The sequence below is a fragment of the Arthrobacter sp. 05T410 genome, from assembly GCF_056396505.1.
In genome coordinates this window covers 199,949-221,110 of record NZ_JBFTLP010000006.1, presented here as the reverse complement: position 1 = coordinate 221,110, position 21,162 = coordinate 199,949, and the positions used below count along the sequence as shown (strand labels likewise).

The window sequence follows — 21,162 nt, the reverse complement described above, 5'->3', positions numbered from 1 at the left end:
CTGATTTCTGCACATTCTTTGACATCTGGAGGCCGTTCGGCCTCCTTGACCACGAACGGAGCCAGCGATGGCCACCAGTATCGACGCGCAGGCCCCGGCCGCCACGCCTGCGCAACTGCAATCGGTCCGAGGCGCCTTGACGTCCCCGCGACGGCTCAAGACCGAGGTTTTGGGCGGCCTCGTGGTGGCACTGGCTCTGATTCCTGAAGCGATCGCCTTCTCGATCATCGCCGGCGTAGACCCGAGGATCGGGCTCTTCGCGTCCTTCACGATGGCAGTGACCATCGCCTTCGTCGGCGGCCGTCCGGCGATGATTTCTGCGGCCACCGGCGCCGTCGCCCTGGTGATCGCCCCACTGGTGAAGTCCCACGGACTGGATTACCTTGTGGCGGCGGTGATTCTGGCCGGCATTTTCCAGATCGTGCTGGGCCTCTCCGGCGTGGCGAAACTGATGCGGTTCATCCCCCGCCCGGTCATGGTGGGGTTTGTGAACGCCCTGGCCATCCTGATCTTTCTGTCGCAGGTGCCCGAGCTGATCGGGGTGCCCTGGCTGGTCTACCCGCTCACCGCGCTGGGCCTGCTGATCGTCTTCGGCCTGCCCAGGCTCACCAAAGCAGTCCCCGCACCCCTCGTGGCCATTGTGGCCCTGACGCTCATCACGGTGACGGCCGCCGTCGTCGTTCCCACTGTGGGGGACAAGGGTGCACTGCCGGACTCGCTGCCCTCTTTGTCACTGCCCAACGTGCCGAACACGTTCGAAACGTTGCAGGTCATCTTCCCGTTCGCGCTGGCCATGGCCTTCGTGGGCCTGCTCGAATCCCTCATGACCGCGAAGCTCGTGGATGACATCACGGACACGCGTTCAGCCAAGACCCGCGAGGCCTGGGGGCAGGGCGTCGCGAACATTGTCACCGGCATTTTCGGCGGCATGGGCGGTTGCGCAATGATCGGCCAGACCATGATCAACGTCAAAGCCTCCGGCGCCCGGACCCGGATCTCCACCCTTCTGGCCGGCGTCTTCCTGCTCATCCTCGTGGTGGCACTCGGAGACATTGTGTCCCTCATCCCGATGGCCGCGCTCGTGGCCGTCATGATTTTCGTATCAGTTGCCACCTTTGACTGGCACAGCATCCGGCCCGCCACCCTCAAGGCCCTGCCCAAGAGCGAAACCGCCGTCATGGCAGCGACGGTGGTGGTCACCGTTGCCACGCACAACCTGGCAACCGGCGTCGGCGTCGGCGTACTCGTCGCGATGGTCCTGTTCGCCAGGCGGGTGGCCCACTTCGTCACCGTCGAGCGCACCGTGACGGAACACGACGGCGGCCGGGCCACGTATCGCGTGGACGGCGAGCTGTTCTTCGCCTCCGCGAATGACCTCTACACCCAGTTCGAGTACGCACTGGACCCCGAACGCGTCGTCATCGACATGCGCGACTCCCACCTGTGGGACACCTCCACGATCGCCGCTTTGGATGCCATCACGGAGAAGTACCGGCAGCACGGCAAGAGCGTCGACGTCGTGGGCCTGAACCGGGCCAGCGCCCTGATGCGCGAACGCCTGGCCGGCAAGCTCGGCGCGGGGAACTGACGGGGCGGCGCGACCGGTCGGGCCGGTATTAGGTCACACGTTTGGGTCTTTTTGTTTGCCTTGGTGCGGCCTAGCGTGGATTTACGGCGCCGCCCGTCCGGGTGGCCGGAGCATGGAGGAAATCCAATGACGACGCACGTAGCCGACTGCAGCGTGAGCAATTGCTCCTTCAATGACCACTCCCACTGCAACGCGGCCGCCATTACCGTCGGCGGCGCCGCAGATCATGCCTCCTGCGCGACCTTTATAGACATCGGGGTGCACGGCGGGCTCCCCAAGGTGCTGGCCGACGTCGGCGCCTGCCAGCGTTCCGAGTGCACCCACAACGACCATCTGATGTGCAAGGCGCCCGAAGTTCATGTGGGTCCGGGCGTCGACAACGCCGACTGCCTCACCTACGCCCACACGTAGCCGCACCCGCCGTCCGCGTCCATCGAACATCCGCCCCGCTGGCGCTGAAATTCCCCACCTTTGGTCGCCGCACCCGGCGTGTCGGGCCGAACCGCCGGTGAGGACCGGCGTCGCTGGTTCAAAGGTGGGGAGAATCGGTGGTGGCAGAGGGCATCCGCTGAGGCAGGCGCGCTAGCCCTGGGTGAGCCGGTACCGTTCGATCTGCTTGAGCCGCCGCAGGAGGCTGTCGCGCCGGGGGTGCGGGACGGCGTCGGCCGGCTCGGCGGTGAGCTCGATGTGTTCGGTGCCGTACTGCCACAGCAGCAGGTCATCGAGCAGCCGGTCCGGCCCGGGGGAGTAGCGGTGGTCCAGGGCCTTGCGGACCTCGGTGATCCGGTTGGCGCTAAGCAGCCCGGCGAGCTGCATGGTCTGGTTGAGGCCGTGGGCGGCCATGAGCTCCGCGGCCCAGCCCCAGTCGTCGTCGACCTTCCGGTCCACGTGCGGCAGCAGGGTCCGCCAGACGTCGCGGATCCGGTTGGGCGTCAGCTGCGCGGCACCCTCACCGTCCATGTCCCAGTAGCCGCGGACCTCCTCGTAGCGTTCGTGCAGGTCCGAGAACGCGCTCTCCACGGTCTCCAGCATGGCGGCCGTCGCGGTGAACTGGCGGTCGAAGTGCGGGGTCCAGGCCCGCGGGTCCTCGGCCTTGAACCGGATGTCGTGCTCGATCTCGCTCCAGGCGTGGGCGAAGACGGTGCGGATCTGGCACTCGAAGAAGTAGCTGCCGTTCGGCGGGACGTCCGGGTTGAAGGCCAGCTGGTAGTCCTTGACGGCCTCGTTCTGGATGGTCCGCAGGATCAGGTGCCGGCTCGAGTAGCCGTATGTGCCGGACTCGATCGAGCCGATGTCCTTTTCCCGGTCCCCCCGGCAGTCAAAGAGCTGGCGCTGGCGCTTGATCAGATTCGCCACCACCGCGTTTTCCGCCGGTAGCTTCGTGATCACACGGATTCCCACCATGTCATTCAGGGTCCGGAACGGGTCCGGGAACTTCAGCACAGGTGGCCCGCCCGGCTCCAGCGGTTCCTCAATGCGGGAAATCTTCTCGCGGAAGGATTCAACGGTCTTGGTGCGTCCGGTGACGAACAACGGCGTGACTTCGGTGTCCTTGAGCATGGTCCGCAGCGTGAGCAGGACCTCCCGGGTGACCAGCTTCAGGGCAGGCCGGACCCGCTCGTACAACTCCACGTTCTCCTGCACGGAATCGCGCAGGCTCACGTCCAAACGGTCCCAGTTGCTCGCCATGGATCCAGCTTACGGCGCACCACCGGCACCGGCCCGCAGGCTGGCAACGCCGGGCACGCCCGCAGGCAAGGGCGGCGCAGCAGGCATGGGAGGGGCCCGGCATGGGAGGGGCCCGGCCTGCGCTGGGCCGCTTGGTGCCCAAGGTAGGCTCAGCATATGGCTGAAATGCGGCGGCGGACTATGATCGCGGCCGCAGCGGCGGTGACTCTGGGGGCAGTCTCCGCCGCCTGTTCACCGGGCCCCAAGGAGGACGCTGTGAAGAGGCACAAGTACCAATATGGCGAGGACCCCAGCCAGTGGGGTGAGCTCTTCCTCCCGGATGTTGCCGCGCCCAAGGGCGTGGTGGTGGTGATCCATGGCGGGTACTGGCGTTCGCAGTACGGCGCAGAACTGGGGGAGCCCCTTGCCAAGGACCTCGCCGCGCACGGCATGGCGGCCTGGAACCTGGAGTACCGGCGGGCCGGCAACGGCGGAGGCTGGCCCAACACGTTCGCCGACGTCCTGGCCGGCATCGACAAGCTCGGTGAACTGGCTGACGAGCACGGGCTGGGACTGGACCGCGTGGTGGCCCTGGGCCACTCGGCAGGCGGCCACCTCGCCGTCTGGGCGGCGGGACGGCGCCGGCTCGCGGGGCTTGGTGCCCCGGACGCGGACCGCCAGCTGACGCGTCGGGGCGACGACGACGGCGCGGTGCAGCTCACCGGCGTCGTCAGCCAGTCGGGGGTACTTAACCTCGCGGCCGCCGAGCGGCTCAACCTCAGCAACGGCGCCGTCAGCAACTTCCTGGGCGGCTCATCGGAGAAATATCCCAAACGGCATAAATTTGCCGACCCCATGAGTGCGGTGCCGCTGGGCGTGCCCGTATATGCCGTTCACGGCACGGAGGACGATACCGTGCCGGTGAGCCAGTCCGAGACCTACGCCGGCGCAGCCAAGGCCGCCGGCGCGCCGGTCCAGCTGCTCAAGGTCCCGGGCGACCACTTCGCGCTCATCGATCCAAAGGCACCCGCATACCGGAAATGCCGTGAACTCGTGCAGCAGCTGCTGGTCTGAAGTCCGCCCGGCGGCCGGGATGGGGCCCCGGTGTCCCCGACGGCATCCCCTGGCCGGCGAAAGCGAATAGACTGGAGCGCAGGTGCGCCGGGAAGTCTGGTCGGCATAGTTCCGTCGACCCCATTTTGAGGATCCCATGAGCGCCCTGCCCCCTTCGCCAACACCCTCTTCACCAACACCGCCTCCTCCTTCGCCGCCCCGCCTCACCATTTTCGGCCGGGGCAGCTATGCCGAGGCCCTGCGGATCGGCGAGATCCTCCGCAAGGAAACCGTGGGCGGCGCCCTGCTGGTCGCCGCGGCGATGGTGGCCCTTATCTGGGCCAACTCACCGGCCTCGGAGAGTTACTTCGCACTGCGCGACTTCACCATCGGCTACGCGCCCTGGCATCTGGACCTGAGCCTGGGCGCCTGGGCCGCCGACGGACTGCTGGCCATCTTCTTCTTCCTGGTGGGGCTCGAACTCAAGCGCGAGTTCGTCGCCGGCGACCTGCGCGAGCCGAGCAAATCCGTGGTTCCGGTGGCCGCCGCCGTTGGCGGTGTGGCCGTTCCGGCACTCATCTACGCGGCCATCAACCTCTCCGGTCCCGAAACGCTGCACGGCTGGGCCATTCCCACCGCCACCGACATCGCCTTCGCCGTCGCGGTGCTGGCGCTCATCGGTTCCCACCTGCCCAGTGCGCTGCGGATCTTCCTGCTGACCCTCGCCGTCGTCGACGACCTCCTGGCCATCGCCATCATCGCGATCTTCTACACCAGCGATCTCCACCCCGAGCCGTTCCTGCTGGCCCTGCTCCCGCTGGGCCTCTACACGTTCCTGGCGCACAAATACCGGCGGTTCTTCGGCACGCACGCAGCCGCAGCCTGGGTGATCCTGCTGCCGCTCGGCTTCGCGACGTGGGCCCTCGTGCACGCATCAGGCATCCACGCCACCGTGGCCGGGGTCCTGCTCGGATTTGCCATTCCCGTCAAACGTTCGAAGGCCAGCGGCGGCCCTGAAGCCGGCCCGGGCCTGGCGGAGATTTTCGAACACCGGTTCCGCCCCATCTCGGCCGGGATCGCCGTCCCGGTCTTCGCGTTCTTTTCCGCCGGGGTGGCCATAGGCGGCTGGCAGGGCCTCGGCGCCGCCCTGACGGACCCCGTGGCGGTGGGCATCATCGTGGCGCTGGTTGCCGGAAAGCCGGCGGGCATCCTCGGCACCACATGGCTCATCACCAAAGTCACGCGGGCCCGCCTGGACGGGTCCTTCAAGTGGATTGACGTCTTCGGCCTCGCCATCCTCGCCGGCATCGGTTTCACCGTCTCGCTGCTGCTTGCCGAGTTGAGCTTCGGCCAGGGCACTGCGCATGAAGACCACGCGAAGGTAGGGATCCTCGCGGCCTCACTGCTCGCCGCGCTCCTTGCCACCACGGTGCTCCGGACACGCAACCACCAGTACCGGCGTGCGGAGGAGGCGGAACAGGTCGACTCGGACCACGACGGCATCCCGGACGTCTACCAGCAGGACCGCCCCGCAGGCTAGGTTGGCAGGCCAGGCCGACGGGCTATATTTAGGGGTGTGGCGGGAGGGGCCGTCCGGAGGGTCAATGATACCCCAAGGGGTATCATGATTGAGCTGGAATACGCGCGCCGGGCCATCTGGCGCCCGCGAAAGGAACAGGCATGAAGAGCATTTCCGTCAAGGACCTGGCCGCCCTGGGCGATGCCACCGAAATCGTCGATGTCCGCGAGGAAGACGAATACGTCGCCGTCCGCGTTCCCGGCGCCCGGAGCATCCCGCTCTCACGGTTCGTCCAGTCCCTCGCCGAGGTCCCGGCCAGCGGCACCGTCTACGTCATGTGCGCCGCCGGGGGCCGCAGTGCCCAGGCCGCCACCTACCTGGAGGACCAGGGATACGACGCCGTCAACGTCACCGGCGGGATCATGAAGTGGCAGGACGAGGGACACCCCGTCAACCGGGGCTGACCTTCAAGGGCTGACCGCACCGGAGGGACCATGGAAGTCATCGTCATCGAGACCCCGCAGCTCGGGGACCGCAGCTACCTGGTCCACGACGGCTCGGTGGCGCTGGCGATCGACCCGCAGCGCGACACGGACCGCATCGAGGCGGCCGCCCGTGACGCCGGGGTAGCCATCACGCACGTGGCCGAAACGCACATGCACAATGACTACATCACCGGCGGGCTGATCCTGGCCCGCGCCCACGGCGCCAGCTATCTCGTCAACGCCGCGGACGCCGTCGGGTTCGAGCGCACTCCCATCACGGACGGCCAAACGGTCCGCGTGGGCTCGCTTACGGTCAAGGCGGTCGCCACGCCGGGGCACACGCATACCCACCTGTCGTTCATCGTGGACGACGGCGGGAAGCAGGCCGTCTTCTCGGGCGGCAGCCTCCTGTATGGCTCGGTGGGCCGCACGGACCTTGTCGCCGAGGCGGACACCGTTGGCTTGACCCACGACCAGTACGCCTCGGTCCGTCGCCTCGCCGCAGAGGCCGGCCCTGACGCGGCGCTGTTCCCGACCCACGGATTCGGCTCGTTCTGCTCCTCCGGACCCGCCAGCGGTGCCCGGTCCTCCACCATCGGCGAGCAGCTTGCCGCCAACCACGCCCTGACGGACCCCGATGAGGACCACTTCGTCCGCCAGCTCATCGCCAACCTCACGGACCACCCCTCCTACTACGCGCACATGAGCCCGGCCAATGTCCGGGGCCCGGGCCCTGCCGAGCTGGCCGTTCCGGCATCGCTCGATGCCGCCGAACTCACCCGGCGCCTGGACGGCGGCGAGTGGGTGGTGGACCTGCGCCGGCGCGTGGCGTTCGCCAACAGCCACCTCAAGGGCAGCGTCAGTTTTGAGTATGGCTCCGGCTCCAGTTTCACCACCTATCTCGGCTGGGTGCTGCCATGGCGCGAACCGCTGACCCTGGTGGGCTCGCTGGAAGACGTTGAGAACGCCATCCGCGACCTCTCCCGGATCGGCATCGAATCCCCCGACGCCGCGCTCGGTTCCGAGCCGCACGCCCTCGCCCCGCAGGCCGGCCTCGCCTCCTACCCGCGCGTGGGCTGGGACGGCATGCTCGCCGGCCGGGCGCCTGAGGACACCGTCCTGGACGTGCGCCGGGCCGACGAATTCGCCGCCGCCCGCGTGGTGGGCGCGGTCAACGTGCCGCTGCACGAACTGTTGCTGCGCCTCGGCGACATTCCCGCCGGGAAACTTTGGGTGCACTGCGGCTCCGGGTACCGTGCCGGGGTCGCCGCCAGCCTCCTGCAACGGGCAGGCCGGGACGTGGTCCACATCGACGCCAGGTTTGCCCATGCCGCGTCCGCGGGGATCGCGCTGGACACCACCGCGGCCTGAGCGCCGGCAGTGACGCCGGGCAGTGACGCCGACAGGGCGGAATCGGGTGGGGGCGCAACACACGGCACCGGAGCGCATTCTCTGGCAGAGTATGGTCATGCTCACAGTTATTGGCGAGGGGCTGGTTGATGTTGTCCAGCGGTCCTCCGGCGTCCAGGCCCATGTCGGCGGCAGCCCCCTCAACGTGGCGGTGGGGCTGGCGCGGCTGGACCATCCGGTCCAGTTCATCGGCCGCTACGGCCGCGATGCGTATGGCGAGGCCCTGGCCGCGCACCTGAAGTCGAGCTCCGTGCTGCTCCCGCTGGGACCCGACGAGCTGCCCACCAGTGTGGCCTCCGCCCTGATCGACGACGCCGGCGCCGCCACGTATACCTTCGACCTCGCCTGGGAGCTTCCCGGCGTCGCGGCGCGACTGTCGTTCCTGCTCCAGGGAACCACGCTGCTGCACACCGGTTCGATCGCCACCATGCTGGCGCCGGGCGCCGCCGACGTGTTTGCCGCCGTCGAGCGCGCCCACCCGTCCGCCACCATCAGCTTCGACCCCAATTGCCGTCCCAGCATCATCCCGGACGTGGACTACGCCCGCGGGCAGGCCGAAAAGTTTGTGCGCCTCGCCGACGTTGTGAAGGCCTCCGACGAGGACCTCGAATGGCTATACCCGGGCGTGGACCCGCTGGACTCGGCCCGCCGCTGGCAGGCGTTGGGCGGTTCCGAAGGGCCGGCAATGGTGGTGGTGACCCGCGGCAGCAAGGGGCCCTGGGGCATCAACGCCGCCGGTGAGGCGCAGTTCCCGGCCCCTGAGATCAACGTCGCGGACACAGTCGGCGCCGGGGATTCCTTCATGGCCGCGCTCCTGTCCGGCGTGGTGGATCTGGGCCTGGACGGGGCACAAAACCGCAAGGGCCTGCGCGAACTCTCCGCCGAAAGCCTCCGCGATGTCCTCGCCCATGCCTCCCGGGCAGCGGCGGTCACCGTGTCCCGCGCCGGCGCGAACCCGCCCACGCGCGCGGAACTGGCACGGATGGAAATGGGGGCCCAGCCCCTGCAGTGAGTGAAAGGCAGCCATGACACGGCACGATGTTCCGGTGTTCCCCGTCCGCAGTGAATCCTACGCGGAGGGCCAGACGCTCCCGGCCGCCCAACGCAGCGGCAAAATGCGCGCCGGCGGCCGGGACGAATCCCCGCAGCTGAGCTGGAGCGGCGCCCCGGCCGGCACCAAGGGCTACGCGGTGACGATGTTCGACCCTGACGCCCCGGGGCGCGGCGGCTTCTGGCACTGGGCCGTGCTGGACGTCCCCGCCGACGTCACGTCGTTGCCGGCAGGAGCGGGCGCCGAGGGCGGCAGGCTCCTTCCCGCGGGCGCCATCCAGTTGAAGAACGACGCCGGATTCCATGGCTACCTGGGCGCCGCACCGCCTCCCGGACACGGGCCGCACCGGTACGTCATCACCGTCCACGCGCTCGACATCGCACCGTCCGGACTCAACGAGCACACCGCTCCGGGCAGCTTGGAGGCGAAGCTGTCGCAGCACACCCTGGGCCGGGGCACGCTGACCGGCATCTTCGAACGTCACTGAGCCCGCCGCCGCCCGCCGAGCCTGTCGCCCCTGTCGCCCCTGTCGCCGAGTTCGCCGGAACCTCCCCAGTTCGCCGTGATTGTCCGGCGAACCCGACGCGGTCCGGCGAACTCGGCGAATGCGGCCGCGAGGGCCTGCCGCCCCGGCGCACGTAGACTGGCACTATGCGGCTGGTAGCAAGTGACATTGACGGAACGATCCTCGGCCATGACGGCAAAATCAGCGACCGGACCGTCCGCGCGTTCCACGCCTGCCGCGACGCCGGGCTGGAACTGGTGTTCGTCACCGGACGGCCGCCGCGCTGGCTCCACCCCCTGCAGGACCAGCTGGGGCATGCCGGAACGGTCATCTGCTCCAACGGCGCCGTCGTGTGGGACCTCGAGGCCGACCGCCTGCTCTCGGCGCGGACACTGGACCTCGACGCCATGTTCGAGGCCCGCCGCATCATCAAGCGGCTGCGTCCGTCCGCGCTGTTTGCCGCCGAAACCCTGACCGGCTTCCATCTGGAACCGGGCTTTATCGAAAACGGCTCGAGCGAACTGCTCGCGGAATTCACCCCGGCCCCGCTTCACACCACCCTCACGGAGGCGGACGCCGTGGCGAAGTTCCTGGCCATTGTCCGCGAAGGCACCGCCGACGAGTTCCTCGCCGAGGTGACGCCCGCCGTCGCCCATCTGGCCGCCGCGACGCACTCGGCGCCGAACATGGCGCTCCTCGAGCTGTCCCTGCCAGGCGTGAACAAGGCCGTGGCCCTGGCTGAATATGCGTCGTCCCTCGGCATCGGCGCCGCGGACGTGGTGGCATTCGGGGACATGCCCAACGACATCGAGATGCTTCGCTGGGCCGGGCACGGCTACGCGATGGCCAGCGGCCACCCGGAAGCGATCCGGGCCGCCGGCCGGCAGGCCCCGCACTTCGACGACGACGGCGTCGCCCAGATCCTCGAGTCCAAGCTCGCCGAACTGGGCGTCCGGCTGCCCTAAAACCCCGGTCCCGCACCCGCTCCCCACACCCGCCCCGGCCCCGGGTCCCACGCCCGGCCCAGGTCCCCCCACCGGTCGCCCGGTTCCCGGCGGACACCGGATTCCCAGCTCGCGGTCAACTGGCGTTCACCTTGGCCTCCTAGGCTGGAAGCTCGCGACGAAACGTTTGACCGAGAATGGGGACATCATGGCCAGGCACCGCATCAACAACACGGACGAACAACCCCTGCACCCGGTGGAACCGGACCGACACTGGAGGCAGTTGCGCCAGGGCGACCGCGTCAGCGTCCGGCTCGCCCCGGGCCTTGAGACCGGCGGCCTTGTGGACGCCGTGACGGCGGACCACAGCGTCGTTTGGGTCGACCTCGACGGCGGCCGCGGCCGCACGCTGCTGCACTGCAGCGACGGCGTCGAAATCCGCCAGCAGGCTCCTGACACCCCGTCCCACTGAGGCCCACTGAGGCCCGCTGACCCGGCCCGCCAGTGCCGGCCCGCAAACCCCGGTCGAATCCCGGTCCCGGCAGACCAAGGTACGCTTCAGGAGTGACTGACCTGCACCCCTACTTTGCCCCTCGCGGGGATCGCGACGGCGGCCCGGAGGGCGCCGCCACCCCGGCCCCTGGCGGTTCCCGGGCGCCGCTGGCGCTGGCCCACCGGGGCTTCTCACTGGACGGGCTGGAGAACTCGATGGCCGCGTTCCGCGCCGCCGTCGACCTCGGGTTCCGGCATCTGGAGACGGACGTGCACACCACGGCCGACGGCGTGTTGGTGCTCTTCCACGACAAGACCCTGGACCGGATCACGGAGGGCCGAGGCCAAATCGCTGACCTTCCCGCCTCAACCGTGGCCCGGGCCAGGATCGGCGGGACCGAACCGATCCCGCGGTTCGATGAGTTGATCGCTGCCTTCCCGGACGTCCGGCTCAATATCGACGTCAAGGACTGGAACTCCGTGGGCACCCTGGCCTCGGCGATCGAACGCCACGGACTGCACGACCGCGTGCTGGTGGCCAGTTTCTCGGACCGGCGGCGCCGGGCAGTGCTGAAGCAGCTGAGCCGTCCCGCCGCGAGCTCGGCCGGCATCGTGTCCAACGCCGTGTTCGTCCTGCTGGGCCCCGTGCTGCCGACGCCGCTGATGTCCGCCGTGGTGCGCCGGGCACTGCGCGGAGTCCACGCCCTGCAGGTCCCCGTCCGCTACGGCGCCGTGACGGTGGTGACGCCGGGCTTCATCCGGCGGGCACACCGGCACGGGCTGCAGGTCCACGTGTGGACAATCAACGAGCCCGCGGAAATGCACCGGCTGCTTGACCTTGGCGTCGACGGGATTGTCACGGACCGCGCGGACCTGCTCAAGTCGGTCCTCCAGGAGCGCGGAACCTGGTCCTGAAGGGTCGCTCCGGCCAAGCGCGCAGCAAAGCGGGGGTGGCGGCCGAGACCTGGGGGCGGCGTTTCGTCTGCCGGAAATTAGCGGGGGTGGACATCGGCGTCTCCCGAGTGCTGGGTTACCGGGACTTCTTCGCTCGTGAGGTGGTCGGCCATATTGAACGCCTCCAGCTGCCATTCCCCCCGGCCGCCGGGCCGGACGAAGCGGCTGACGGAGGCGTTGAGGATGGGGGAGGCGGCCGCGATGTCCAGCAGCTGCTCCTCCGAGAGCCCCTCCAGGATGTAGCGGATGAGCAGGATCACGGCGTCGTGGCAGACCAGCAGGATGCCGCCGCCGGGATGCCTCTTGTCGAGGTCAGCGAGCAGCGAGCGAAGCCGCAGCACGACGTCCGCCCAGGACTCGCCGCCCGGGGGACGGTAGTAGAACTTGCCGAGCCGCCGCCGCCGGCCGGCCTCCTCCGGGAGGCGGGCTTCCACCCCGGCCGAAGTGAGCATGTCCAGGATCCCGAGCTCACGGTCGCGCAGCCGCTCATCGATCAGGATAGATGTTTGCCAGCCGCCGGTCTGGACGGCGAGTTCCGCGGTCTGGCGCGCGCGCAGGTAGGGCGAGGACCAGACTGGCGTGCGCCGGCCGTCCGGGTAGCCGGCGAGGAGCCTGCCCAGGGCCAGCGCCTGCTCCCGTCCCGTGTCCGACAATCCGATATCCGCATCCCGGGCCGGGACATCGATGACATGCGCGCCGGCCTGCTGAGCCAGCGTGGCGGCAACGTTGCCCTGGCTTTCACCGTGCCGCACGAGCAGTAACTCGGTCACGCCCGGAACGCCGTGTCCATAGTGGCTCACCGTTCCCCCCCATCCGTTGCTTTCCAACGTCGTCCTCAGCCGGGCTGGCCCGGGCTGGAATATGTGTGGCAGACAGGTTACTCCCGGTGGCGCGGATTTGTCCCTGCACCGGGGCGAGCAACATCCGGGGCCGCCGGGCTGGCAGGATAGAGCCATGCGCATCCTCATCGCCCCGGACAAGTTCAAGGGCTCCCTCACCGCCGTCGAAGCCGCCGCGGCCATTGCCGAAGGCGCCCTGCGCGTCTACCCCGAGGCCGACGCCATCCAGTTTCCGGTGGCCGACGGCGGCGAAGGGACCCTCGAGGCGGCCGTCGCGGCCGGCTATGAGGAACGGCTCAACGCGGTCGTCGGCCCGATCCTGGCCCCGATCGGTGCCGCGTGGGCCATCCGGGCGGATGCTTTCGGCGGGGCCACCGCGGTGATTGAAACGGCGCAGGCCTCAGGGCTGGCGCACATGGAGCCCACACCGGCCAACGCGCTGCGCGCCCACAGCTACGGCTGCGGCCAGCTGATCGCCGCCGCACTGGACGCCGGTGCCACGGAAATCGTGCTGGGCGTGGGCGGTTCGGCCATGAGCGACGGCGGCAGCGGGGCCCTCCGCGCCCTCGGACTCAAGCCGTTGGACGCCGCCGGCAACGTGGTGCCGCTCGGCGGAGGGTCGCTTGCCGACGTCGCGTCCGTGGACGTCAGCGGCCTCGACCCGCGGCTGGCCGGGGTGAAGTTCCGGATCGCCGTCGACGTCCAAAACCCGCTGTTCGGCAGTGACGGCGCGGCACACGTGTTCGGACCGCAAAAAGGCGCCGACGCCGATGCGGTGGAACTGCTCGACGCCGGCCTGCGCAACTGGGCTTCGGTCCTGCGCCAGAGTACCGGCCGGGACGTCAACGTGCCCGGCGCCGGAGCGGCCGGCGGGTTCCCGGCGTCGTTCCTGGCCTTCAGCACGGCCGCCCTGGAAGGCGGCTTCGAGCTGGTGGCCGGTCTCACCGGGCTGGACGCGAAACTCGCGGTGGCTGATTTGGTCATCACCGGGGAAGGCTCCATGGACAGCCAATCGCTGGCAGGCAAGGCGCCGATTGCCCTCGCCGATGCCGCCCAGGCCCTTGGCATTCCGGTGGTCGTGGTGGCCGGCCGGATCCTCGTCACCCCGGAGGACCTTGCCCGTCACGGCGTGGTGGCCGCGGCGCAGCTGCTGGACGTCGCCGGCAGCCCCCAGGACGCAGTAGCAAACGCCGCAAAGTACCTCACCTGGGTCACCAGCCAGGTCCTCGAAGGCGCCTGACGCGCCTTCCTGACGCCCGTGCCGGCCGGCCTGCCGTCTAGGCGCCGGTCTCATAGTGCGGTTCGGCCACGGGTTTGGACTCGGGGGAGCCCTTCTCGCGCAGGTATACCGAGGCGCCCACCAGGACCGCCACGGCGAGGAACTCGCTTTGCCAGTTCTGGAAGGACTCGAACCAGAATCGGCTCGTCGCCAGATAGCCCAGCACCGTCACGGTGGGCTGGCCGTGCGCCTGCTGGTCACTGTTGTAGTCCTCCGCGCCGCCAACCGCGTGCAGGGCGATCGACGCCAGGAACAGCAGGAGGAACATGATCGAAAGCGAGTGTTCATAGAGCTTGAGGACCCAGCCGCCGCGCCGCACGGGCCACGGCGTGGACTCCTTGAGCTTTGCCTGCCGGGGGTCCTCGTCCTGCGGGGCGGTCCGGCCCAGCGGCTTGGACTCGGAGGACCCCTTCTGGAACAGGAAGACGGTGAGGATGACGTACATGCCCATCTGCAGGAATTCCGACTCCCAGTTCTCGAAAGTCGCCTCCAGGAAGTTCCCGGTGCCAAGGTACTGCAGGACGGTCACGGCAGGTTCGCCGTGGGCAAGCTGCTCGTCGCTGTAGGTGCTTGCCCCGCTCAGGACCATGCCGACGAAAAACACGACGAACAGCCCGATGTTGGCCAGAAGCAGTCCATGTTCCTTGACCCACTTGCCCATGGTTCCCGTGCCTGCGGTGTGGCGCTCATGTGAAACGTTTGTCATAGCGACTCCTCTTTGCGGGCCCGTCGACGGATCCAGGCAGGGACAAGTACCAGCAGCAGCACCAGCACGGCGAGCAGCCCGACGCCGGCGATCACGCCCGCCGTCCGGCCTACGGTGACATCGAAGATCAGTGAGGTGGTGCCCACGCTCAGCAGCCCTACCCCGGTCAACGAAAACCTGACGATGATGTCCGCGCTGCTCACGAGGGCCTGCTTCAGCCCTTGCCGGAACAGCCGGCGGTGCACGCTCACGGGCAGCAGGATCGTGGCCGTGGTCAGGGCGGCCAGGACGACGTTGGCGAGATACAGGCGGGTCTGGTAGTCATCGAGCGTCTCGAAGCGCGACTGGAACGGCAGCGTCAGGAGAAAGCCGGCGAGAATCTGGACGCCGGTCTGGAGTACGCGCAGTTCCTGCAGCAGTTCGACCCAGTTGCGGTCCATCCGCTCGGCAAGGGACTCGTCCCTGCCGTCGTTCTTCGGCGCTACTGGGCCAGTCATCGGTACTCCTCCGCAAATCCTGAAACCAAGGGAACCCGACGCAGCACGCGGCCCCACCCTCAACCTAGGCTTGAGAGTTGCCAAAAACAAGTTGGTACTAAGCTTGCTGACGATATTGTGGTTAGGTAGAAACTGATTACTTCGCCGGGATGGATTCAGCGGGCCCCGGCCACACGGGACCGATGAACATCCCTGGAAACCGACACGTAGTTAGGCGGATTATGAGCGACTCAAGCGAACGGCAGGACCAGCCCAAGCAGCCCGACCAGCCGCGCGATCCGCGCGCCGGCTACCATTCCGGCCCGTTCCCGGAACAGGTCCAGAAGCAGCCCGGCCTCACCGCGCCCATGGAGCCCAAGCCGGACCACGGCGAGGAAAGCTACCGCGGCAGCGGTGCCCTGAGCGGCAAGGCTGCCCTGATCACGGGCGGCGACTCCGGAATCGGCAGGGCGGTGGCGATCGCCTTCGCCCGGGAGGGGGCCGACGTCGCCATCTCCTACCTGCCGGAGGAAGAAGACGACGCGCAGGACACCGCCGAGTGGATCCGAAAGGCCGGCCGCAAGGCCCTGCTGCTCCCCGGCGACGGCCGCAGCGAGGACTTCGCGGCGGACATCGTGAAGGCGACGCTGGCCGAATTCGGGCGCCTCGACGTCCTGGTGCTCAATGCGGCCTACCAGAAGAACCGCGAGAGCTTCGAATCACTGCCCACCGAAGAGTTTGATCGCGTTTTCAAAACCAATCTGTACTCCCTGCTCTGGACGGCCCGTGCCGCGGTCCCGCATCTGGAAGCGGGTGCGTCGATCATCACCACGGCGTCAATCCAGGCCTTCAACCCGTCCCCGGAACTCATTGACTACGCCATGACCAAGGCGGCCCAGGTGGCTTTCACCAAAGCCCTGGCCCAGGAGCTCGGACCCAAGGGGATCAGGGTCAACGCCGTGGCCCCGGGTCCCATCTGGACACCGCTGATTCCGGCCACCGAATGGCCCGACAAGCTCCCGTCCTTCGGCCAGGACACGCCCCTGCAGCGGGCGGGGCAGCCGGCGGAGCTCGCGGCCGCCTATGTCCTTCTCGCCTCCGACCACGGTTCCTACATTTCCGGAGCCGTGCTTCCGGTCACCGGAGGCAAGGGTCTCTGAACCCGCTCTGAACCCGCTCCGGACCCGTCCACTGCCAGCTAGTCGCATTTCCAGCACCAGTTTCCAGTACCAGGAGGAATGACATGACTGAAAACCAGCAGGATCCCAAGTCCGTCACCGAGGAAGCGGGCGGCTACGGCACGCCGACCGCCGAGCAGGAGATGGGCGGCGATGGGAAGAAATTTGCCCAGCCCCGCGAGGAGGAGGCCTTCGACGCCGCCGGGCTGAACCAGGACAGCCCCGACGGCGAGACGTATCCGGCCGGCGCGCCGGACCTGAGCCAGTTCGGTGCAGAAGACCAAGACAGTGCAGGAGAACCCGGAGCAGGACGCTTCGGAGGAGCGGAGGAACAAATGAGTTCAGAAAACGCCAGCGCAACCCCCGGCTTCGACCCGGACGCCTCGGAGAATTCCGAGACGGCAGTGCCGTCGTCGGAAGCGGAGATGGACGGTGCCAACACGGAAGAGCCCGACGCCGGGCGGCCCTTCTCCTCTGAGTCCGGACAGGACGCGGCGGGGCTGCCGGACGGCTCCGGGACGGACCTGCCGGAGAACAAGTCGCCGAAGGACCGCGACGATGACAAGAACGCCTTCGACGCCGGCTAGTCCCAGGCCCGTCGCGCCCCGGCGCTGCCGGCCGTGACAGCGAAAAGGCCGGACTCCTGCCCTTGGGCGGAGTCCGGCCTTTCTCGTCTGCTGGATTGCCCGCTCGCCGCGCGCTTCCGGGCGGCGTTCTTTAGCGGCGCTTCTTGGGGGAGCGCTTGACGGCTGCCTTGACCGCGGCCGTCGAAGCTGCGGCCGGCGCGGAATCTTCGGTTTCCGGTTCGGCCACCGTGCCGCGCACCTTCGCGATCGCCTTCATGCCGTGGTAGATCACCAGGGCCGCGGCCGAGCCGAGCGCAATCCCGGTGAACTTCAAGTCGCCGATGGTCCAGGTGTAGTCGGCAATCCCGACAATCAGGGCGACGGCGGCCGTGGTCAGGTTGATCGAGTTGGAGAAGTTCACCTTGTTCTGGACCCAGATTTTCACGCCCAGCACGCCGATCATGCCGTACAGCATCGTGGCCGCGCCGCCCAGGACGCCGGCGGGGACGGTGGCGATAAGCTCGCCAAACTTCGGCGAGAAGCTCAGGATCACAGCGAAGGCGCCGGCCACCCAGTACGCCGCCGTCGAATACACCTTGGTGGCGGCCATGACGCCGATGTTCTCGGCGTAGGTGGTCGTCCCGGACCCACCGCCAAGACCGGCAAGTACGGTGGCGGCGCCGTCGGCCAGCAGCGCGCGGCCGGAGACGCCGTCGAGGTTCTGCCCCGTCATGGCGGACACGGATTTCACGTGGCCGATGTTCTCTGCCACCAGCACCAGTACGACCGGCACGAAGAGGCCCACGACGCCCAGGTGGAATTCGGGGGTCTGGAAATGCGGCAGGCCCACCCACCCAGCACTGTCCACCTTGGAGAAGTCCACCTCGCCCCGGATCATCGCAACAAGGTAGCCCACCAGGACACCCACCAGGATGCTCAGCCGGCCCAGCATGCCGCGGAACAACACGCTGACCACGATGATGACGGCCAGGGTGATGAAGGCGGTGACGGGGGCCTGGTCGAAGTTGGCCTTCGCCGCGGGTGCCAGGTTCAGGCCGATCAGCGCCACGATCGCGCCGGTCACGATCGGCGGCATGACTCGGTTGATCCAGCCGGCGCCGAACTTCTGCACTACGGCGCCGACGACGGCGAGGGTCGCGCCCGCCAAGACCACGCCGCCGAGTGCCCCGGGGACGCCGAACTGCTGCTGGGAAGCCATGATCGGCGCGATGAACGCGAAGCTGGAACCGAGGTAGCTGGGCACCCGTCCCTGCGTGATGACCAGGAACAGGAGCGTGCCAATGCCGGAGAAGAACAGGGTGGTGGCTGGCGGCATGCCCGTGATGATCGGGACCAGGAAGGTAGCACCGAACATGGCCACAACATGCTGCATCCCGATCCCTACCGTCAGGGGCCAGGTGAGCCGCTCATCCGGCCTGACGACCTCACCGGGGCGGACGGACTTGCCGTTGCCGTGGAGCTTCCATTTGGTGCCGAGCATGCTCATGCCGGGAGCCTTTCAGAGAATGTGGGGCGGGCGGGAAGGAATCTTCCCGAGCAACTTTACCGCGCAGCATTTACCGGCCGTCCCGTCGGGCCGGCGTGCTGCGGGCCGGTCCGGTGTGCCCGAGGTCACAGGGCGCAGCGGGAAGCAGGCGCCGTCTGTTGAAGTTGCAACTATTGACAGCAGGAGACGCCGGCCGCCCAAGAGTGCGCCGGCCCAGCGAAAGGGATGCCCATGACACTCGCCCACGATGAAGCAGTAATCGAGGCAGCCGCCGTCGACGCCATCTTTGCCGAAGCCCGCACGGCGAACGCCTTCACCGGCGCCGTCACCGACGAGCAGGCCCGCGCGATTTACGAACTGACGAAGTTCGGCCCCACGGCGTTCAACTCCCAGCCGCTGCGCGTTACGTACGTGCGCTCCGACGAAGCCCGCGCCACGCTTGTTGATGCGCTGGCCGCCGGAAACCGCGCCAAGACGGCATCAGCGCCGCTCGTCGCGGTCCTGAGCTACGACACCGCGTGGCAGGACCAGTGGGACGCGTTCCTTCCCGGCTACAACGCCCCCAAAGCCATGTATGACGCCGCGCCGGATCTCGCCGCGGCCACGGGCAACAACAACGCCCACCTGCAGGCCGGCTACTTCATCCTCGCGGTCCGCACCCTGGGCCTCGCGGCAGGTCCCATGACCGGTGCCGACTTCGCCAAGATCGACGCTGCGTTCTTCCCCGACGGGAGCCAGAAGAGCTTCCTGGTGGTCAACATCGGCCAGCCCGGGGCAGACGCCTGGGGCGAAGCCAAGCCGAAATTCGCCTACGAGGACGTCGTCCGCACCGTCTAACAGCCTGCGGCGCCGTTCTCCGGCACTGTCCTTCCGCGGAGGTGCCTCCGGCACCATGGGGGACAGGCCGGAGGCACGCGGGATGCGATTCTGCGGTTCAGCGCAAGGCCCACATCCAAGGCCACTTCCCATTTTAGTCCGCGCCGTCGCCGCCGGCACTGTGAGTTTGCGGCGCCCGCCCGGCCCCGGAGGCGCCGCGGCGTGGCACACTTTTCCCATGCGGAACCTGATCGTGGTGGCTTTCGTGGAACCGGTAGCCGAAGGGCTCGAGTTTCCCCGGGATGACTGGCCGCTGCATCTCACCCTGGTCAAGTTCGACGTGGTCAAGGCCGGCGTCGTGAAGTCCGGCGTCGTCGAACCCGGCCAGGAAACCGGCGCCGAACCCGCGCCGGGCACGCCGCCGGCCGCGGGCGATCCACTCGCCGACCACATCGCCGCCCTCATGGCGGACCCGGTGGCCGCTGCCCTGGGCTGCCGGCTCAGCGTGGGCGGCGAAGCCGGGTTCGGGCGCGCAGGGTCAATCCCGGTCAACCTGATTGAACCCAGCAATGAGCTGCAGGTCCTCCACAACGAGCTGGTCCGGATCGTGGATCAGCTGCCCGGCCGGATCTCCACGCCTGCCTACACCCAGGAGGGGTACCGGCCGCACGTCTCGCACCACGGCGACAAACGGCTCCGGCAGGGCGACACGTTCGCGCTTGACCGAATAGCGCTCGTGGACATGGCGCCCGACGGCGGGCACGCCACGCGCCGGATCCTGAAGTTGTGGACTGTCGGCCAGGCGTAGGCGCCAGAACGGCGTCTTGGGAGGGCCCGGCGTCATATCCGCGACGCCGGCGCTGGATTCCTGCGGAGCGGGTGCCATACTTGGGTCAACTTCGGCAGCCATTCGACGGTAATTCGAAGACGAAGTGAGTATTTCGGGCAAGTCACAGCGGACCGGGGGGACCACTAAATGATGCTTGACGCCGCGACACTGCGGGTTGCCTTGGCGCTTGTCGATCTCACACTGCTCATGCTTTTCTACTTCATTACGTTCCGGCGCACCCGGTCGCACTACAGCGGCTGGTGGTGCATGGCGCTCCTGCTGTTCCTGGTCGGCAACGCCGCGTACCTGCTGGAGGGTACGGCGCAGCAGGGGTGGGCCATCCCTGCCGGCAACGTAATGCTGGTCGCCGGTGCCGCCAGCATCTGGGCCGGCGGACGATCCCTCCGTGCCCCCTCCCTCCGGCCTTGGCAGCTCGCGGCCGGTCCTGCCGCCACCGCCGTCGCTTCCTTCCTCGGCCACCCGGCCACCAACGTCTGGGCGGGAGGCCCGGTGTACCTGGGATTCATGGCCGTGTTGATCGGCCTGGCATCCCGGGAGCTGTTCCTGCTCGAGCGCGACTACTCGCGCGTCCACCGTCCCCTCGCCGTGGGCGCCGGCATCCTGGCCGTGTTCTACCTGGGCCGCCTCGTCGCTTTCCTGGCGAACGGACCGGACGGTGCCGTCTTCACATCGGTGTTCGGCTCCGTCCCCATGACCGTCTTCTCGACGATCACGCTCGTGGTTGCTTCCTTCACCATGGCCGAGCTGAGCTACGAACAGCAGACCCAGGATCTCCGGGCACGGGCCACCGTGGACGGCCTCACGGGCCTGCTCAACCGTTCTGCGTTCCTGGACCTCGCCGAAAACGAACTGCGCCGTTTGCGCCGGACCGGCACCACGGCATCGATCATCCTCGCGGACCTGGACCACTTCAAGGCCATCAACGATCAGTTCGGCCACTCGGCCGGGGACTCCGCTCTGCAGGCCTTTGCCAGGGCCTGCTCCGGCACCGTCCGCTCCACCGACCTCGTGGGCCGTTACGGCGGCGAGGAATTCATCCTCCTGCTGCCTGGCGTCACGCCGGACCGGGCACGGGAAATCGCTGCCGACATCAGCGTCCGGCTCCATCAATCCGGCTCCGCAGTCATTCCCCGGCTGCCCACCGTGAGCTACGGCATCGCGTCCACCGGCGCCGGACCGGGCGGCCTCGACGCCGCAGTGATCTCGGCCGACGCGGCCCTCTACCAGGCAAAGACGCTTGGCAGGGACCGCGCCGAGTTGGCCACCGGCGGCTGAA

The 21,162-nt window shown here is 68.4% G+C and carries 22 protein-coding genes; 17 read left to right on the top strand and 5 right to left on the bottom strand.

Going from position 1 to position 21,162, the window contains the following annotated elements; translation table 11 throughout:
- Positions 1–67: 67 nt before the first annotated feature.
- Together AC1DFR_RS11235 and AC1DFR_RS11230 are read left to right on the top strand one after the other, a co-directional pair.
- Positions 68–1,588, top strand: coding sequence for a SulP family inorganic anion transporter (locus tag AC1DFR_RS11235; protein WP_476873333.1), 1,521 nt, complete (start codon positions 68–70; stop codon positions 1,586–1,588).
- A gap of 126 nt (positions 1,589–1,714) precedes the next feature.
- Complete coding sequence (locus AC1DFR_RS11230) at positions 1,715–1,999, top strand: DUF1540 domain-containing protein (RefSeq protein WP_028275954.1); 285 nt, start codon at positions 1,715–1,717, stop codon at positions 1,997–1,999.
- 171 nt (positions 2,000–2,170) lie between these two features.
- Here the strand turns inward: AC1DFR_RS11230 and AC1DFR_RS11225 are convergent, their stop codons facing one another.
- On the bottom strand, positions 2,171–3,277 hold the full coding sequence (locus AC1DFR_RS11225; protein WP_223914734.1) for a GTP pyrophosphokinase: 1,107 nt from the start codon (positions 3,275–3,277) through the stop codon (positions 2,171–2,173).
- A gap of 255 nt (positions 3,278–3,532) precedes the next feature.
- Here AC1DFR_RS11225 and AC1DFR_RS11220 point away from each other — a divergent pair, with 255 nt between their 5' ends.
- From AC1DFR_RS11220 to AC1DFR_RS11180, 9 genes are all read left to right on the top strand, one after another.
- Entirely contained in the window at positions 3,533–4,330 is a 798-nt protein-coding gene (locus tag AC1DFR_RS11220; RefSeq protein ID WP_223914733.1) for an alpha/beta hydrolase, read from the top strand.
- Between the two features lie 136 nt (positions 4,331–4,466).
- The gene (gene nhaA, locus AC1DFR_RS11215; protein ID WP_476859535.1) at positions 4,467–5,849 is read left to right on the top strand and encodes a Na+/H+ antiporter NhaA; all 1,383 of its coding nucleotides are present in this window, start codon (positions 4,467–4,469) and stop codon (positions 5,847–5,849) included.
- Positions 5,850–5,989: 140 nt separating this feature from the next.
- Complete coding sequence (locus AC1DFR_RS11210; protein ID WP_028275958.1) at positions 5,990–6,292, top strand: rhodanese-like domain-containing protein; 303 nt, start codon at positions 5,990–5,992, stop codon at positions 6,290–6,292.
- Between the two features lie 30 nt (positions 6,293–6,322).
- Positions 6,323–7,684, top strand: a complete 1,362-nt coding sequence (locus AC1DFR_RS11205; protein ID WP_476873332.1) for an MBL fold metallo-hydrolase — start codon at positions 6,323–6,325, stop codon at positions 7,682–7,684.
- Between the two features lie 97 nt (positions 7,685–7,781).
- Positions 7,782–8,735, top strand: coding sequence for a carbohydrate kinase family protein (locus AC1DFR_RS11200; protein ID WP_476873331.1), 954 nt, complete (start codon positions 7,782–7,784; stop codon positions 8,733–8,735).
- A gap of 13 nt (positions 8,736–8,748) precedes the next feature.
- Positions 8,749–9,261 carry a YbhB/YbcL family Raf kinase inhibitor-like protein gene (locus tag AC1DFR_RS11195; protein WP_223914728.1) on the top strand — a complete coding sequence of 171 codons (513 nt, stop codon included), beginning with the start codon at positions 8,749–8,751 and terminating at the stop codon, positions 9,259–9,261.
- A gap of 164 nt (positions 9,262–9,425) precedes the next feature.
- Positions 9,426–10,244 (top strand): HAD family hydrolase, encoded by an 819-nt coding sequence (locus tag AC1DFR_RS11190; protein ID WP_476859533.1) that lies wholly within the window; start codon positions 9,426–9,428, stop codon positions 10,242–10,244.
- A 187-nt stretch (positions 10,245–10,431) separates the two neighbouring features.
- A complete protein-coding gene (locus AC1DFR_RS11185; RefSeq protein WP_476849936.1) occupies positions 10,432–10,695 on the top strand; it encodes a hypothetical protein in 264 nt (87 codons plus the stop codon).
- Positions 10,696–10,787: 92 nt separating this feature from the next.
- Positions 10,788–11,630 (top strand): glycerophosphodiester phosphodiesterase family protein, encoded by an 843-nt coding sequence (locus tag AC1DFR_RS11180; RefSeq protein ID WP_476873330.1) that lies wholly within the window; start codon positions 10,788–10,790, stop codon positions 11,628–11,630.
- 77 nt (positions 11,631–11,707) lie between these two features.
- On the opposite strand, the gene AC1DFR_RS11175 is transcribed toward AC1DFR_RS11180, so the two are convergent.
- Entirely contained in the window at positions 11,708–12,439 is a 732-nt protein-coding gene (locus tag AC1DFR_RS11175) for a histidine phosphatase family protein (RefSeq protein WP_476873329.1), read from the bottom strand.
- Positions 12,440–12,623: 184 nt separating this feature from the next.
- Here AC1DFR_RS11175 and AC1DFR_RS11170 point away from each other — a divergent pair, with 184 nt between their 5' ends.
- Positions 12,624–13,748: a glycerate kinase gene (locus tag AC1DFR_RS11170; RefSeq protein WP_476873328.1), complete on the top strand. Its 1,125-nt coding sequence runs from the start codon at positions 12,624–12,626 to the stop codon at positions 13,746–13,748.
- A 37-nt stretch (positions 13,749–13,785) separates the two neighbouring features.
- Here the strand turns inward: AC1DFR_RS11170 and AC1DFR_RS11165 are convergent, their stop codons facing one another.
- Together AC1DFR_RS11165 and AC1DFR_RS11160 are read right to left on the bottom strand one after the other, a co-directional pair.
- Positions 13,786–14,493 (bottom strand): DUF6766 family protein, encoded by a 708-nt coding sequence (locus AC1DFR_RS11165; protein WP_476873327.1) that lies wholly within the window; start codon positions 14,491–14,493, stop codon positions 13,786–13,788.
- Positions 14,490–14,990 (bottom strand): DUF6328 family protein, encoded by a 501-nt coding sequence (locus AC1DFR_RS11160; protein WP_223914724.1) that lies wholly within the window; start codon positions 14,988–14,990, stop codon positions 14,490–14,492. The genes AC1DFR_RS11165 and AC1DFR_RS11160 overlap by 4 nt, the downstream gene beginning before the upstream one ends.
- Positions 14,991–15,211: 221 nt before the next feature.
- Between AC1DFR_RS11160 and AC1DFR_RS11155 the strand changes: the two genes are divergently transcribed.
- Positions 15,212–16,129 carry an SDR family oxidoreductase gene (locus AC1DFR_RS11155; protein WP_476873326.1) on the top strand — a complete coding sequence of 306 codons (918 nt, stop codon included), beginning with the start codon at positions 15,212–15,214 and terminating at the stop codon, positions 16,127–16,129.
- Positions 16,130–16,212: 83 nt separating this feature from the next.
- The gene (locus AC1DFR_RS11150) at positions 16,213–16,734 is read left to right on the top strand and encodes a hypothetical protein (protein WP_476859526.1); all 522 of its coding nucleotides are present in this window, start codon (positions 16,213–16,215) and stop codon (positions 16,732–16,734) included.
- A 130-nt stretch (positions 16,735–16,864) separates the two neighbouring features.
- Here AC1DFR_RS11150 and AC1DFR_RS11145 read toward each other — a convergent pair whose 3' ends face one another.
- A complete protein-coding gene (locus AC1DFR_RS11145; RefSeq protein WP_223914722.1) occupies positions 16,865–18,220 on the bottom strand; it encodes a uracil-xanthine permease family protein in 1,356 nt (451 codons plus the stop codon).
- A 231-nt stretch (positions 18,221–18,451) separates the two neighbouring features.
- Between AC1DFR_RS11145 and AC1DFR_RS11140 the strand changes: the two genes are divergently transcribed.
- The 3 genes from AC1DFR_RS11140 (at position 18,452) to AC1DFR_RS11130 (ending at position 21,161) form a co-directional block, all read left to right on the top strand.
- Positions 18,452–19,057: a malonic semialdehyde reductase gene (locus tag AC1DFR_RS11140; RefSeq protein ID WP_476873325.1), complete on the top strand. Its 606-nt coding sequence runs from the start codon at positions 18,452–18,454 to the stop codon at positions 19,055–19,057.
- 217 nt (positions 19,058–19,274) lie between these two features.
- Positions 19,275–19,844 carry a hypothetical protein gene (locus tag AC1DFR_RS11135; RefSeq protein ID WP_476873324.1) on the top strand — a complete coding sequence of 190 codons (570 nt, stop codon included), beginning with the start codon at positions 19,275–19,277 and terminating at the stop codon, positions 19,842–19,844.
- 168 nt (positions 19,845–20,012) lie between these two features.
- Complete coding sequence (locus AC1DFR_RS11130) at positions 20,013–21,161, top strand: GGDEF domain-containing protein (RefSeq protein WP_476873323.1); 1,149 nt, start codon at positions 20,013–20,015, stop codon at positions 21,159–21,161.
- Position 21,162 lies beyond the last annotated feature (1 nt).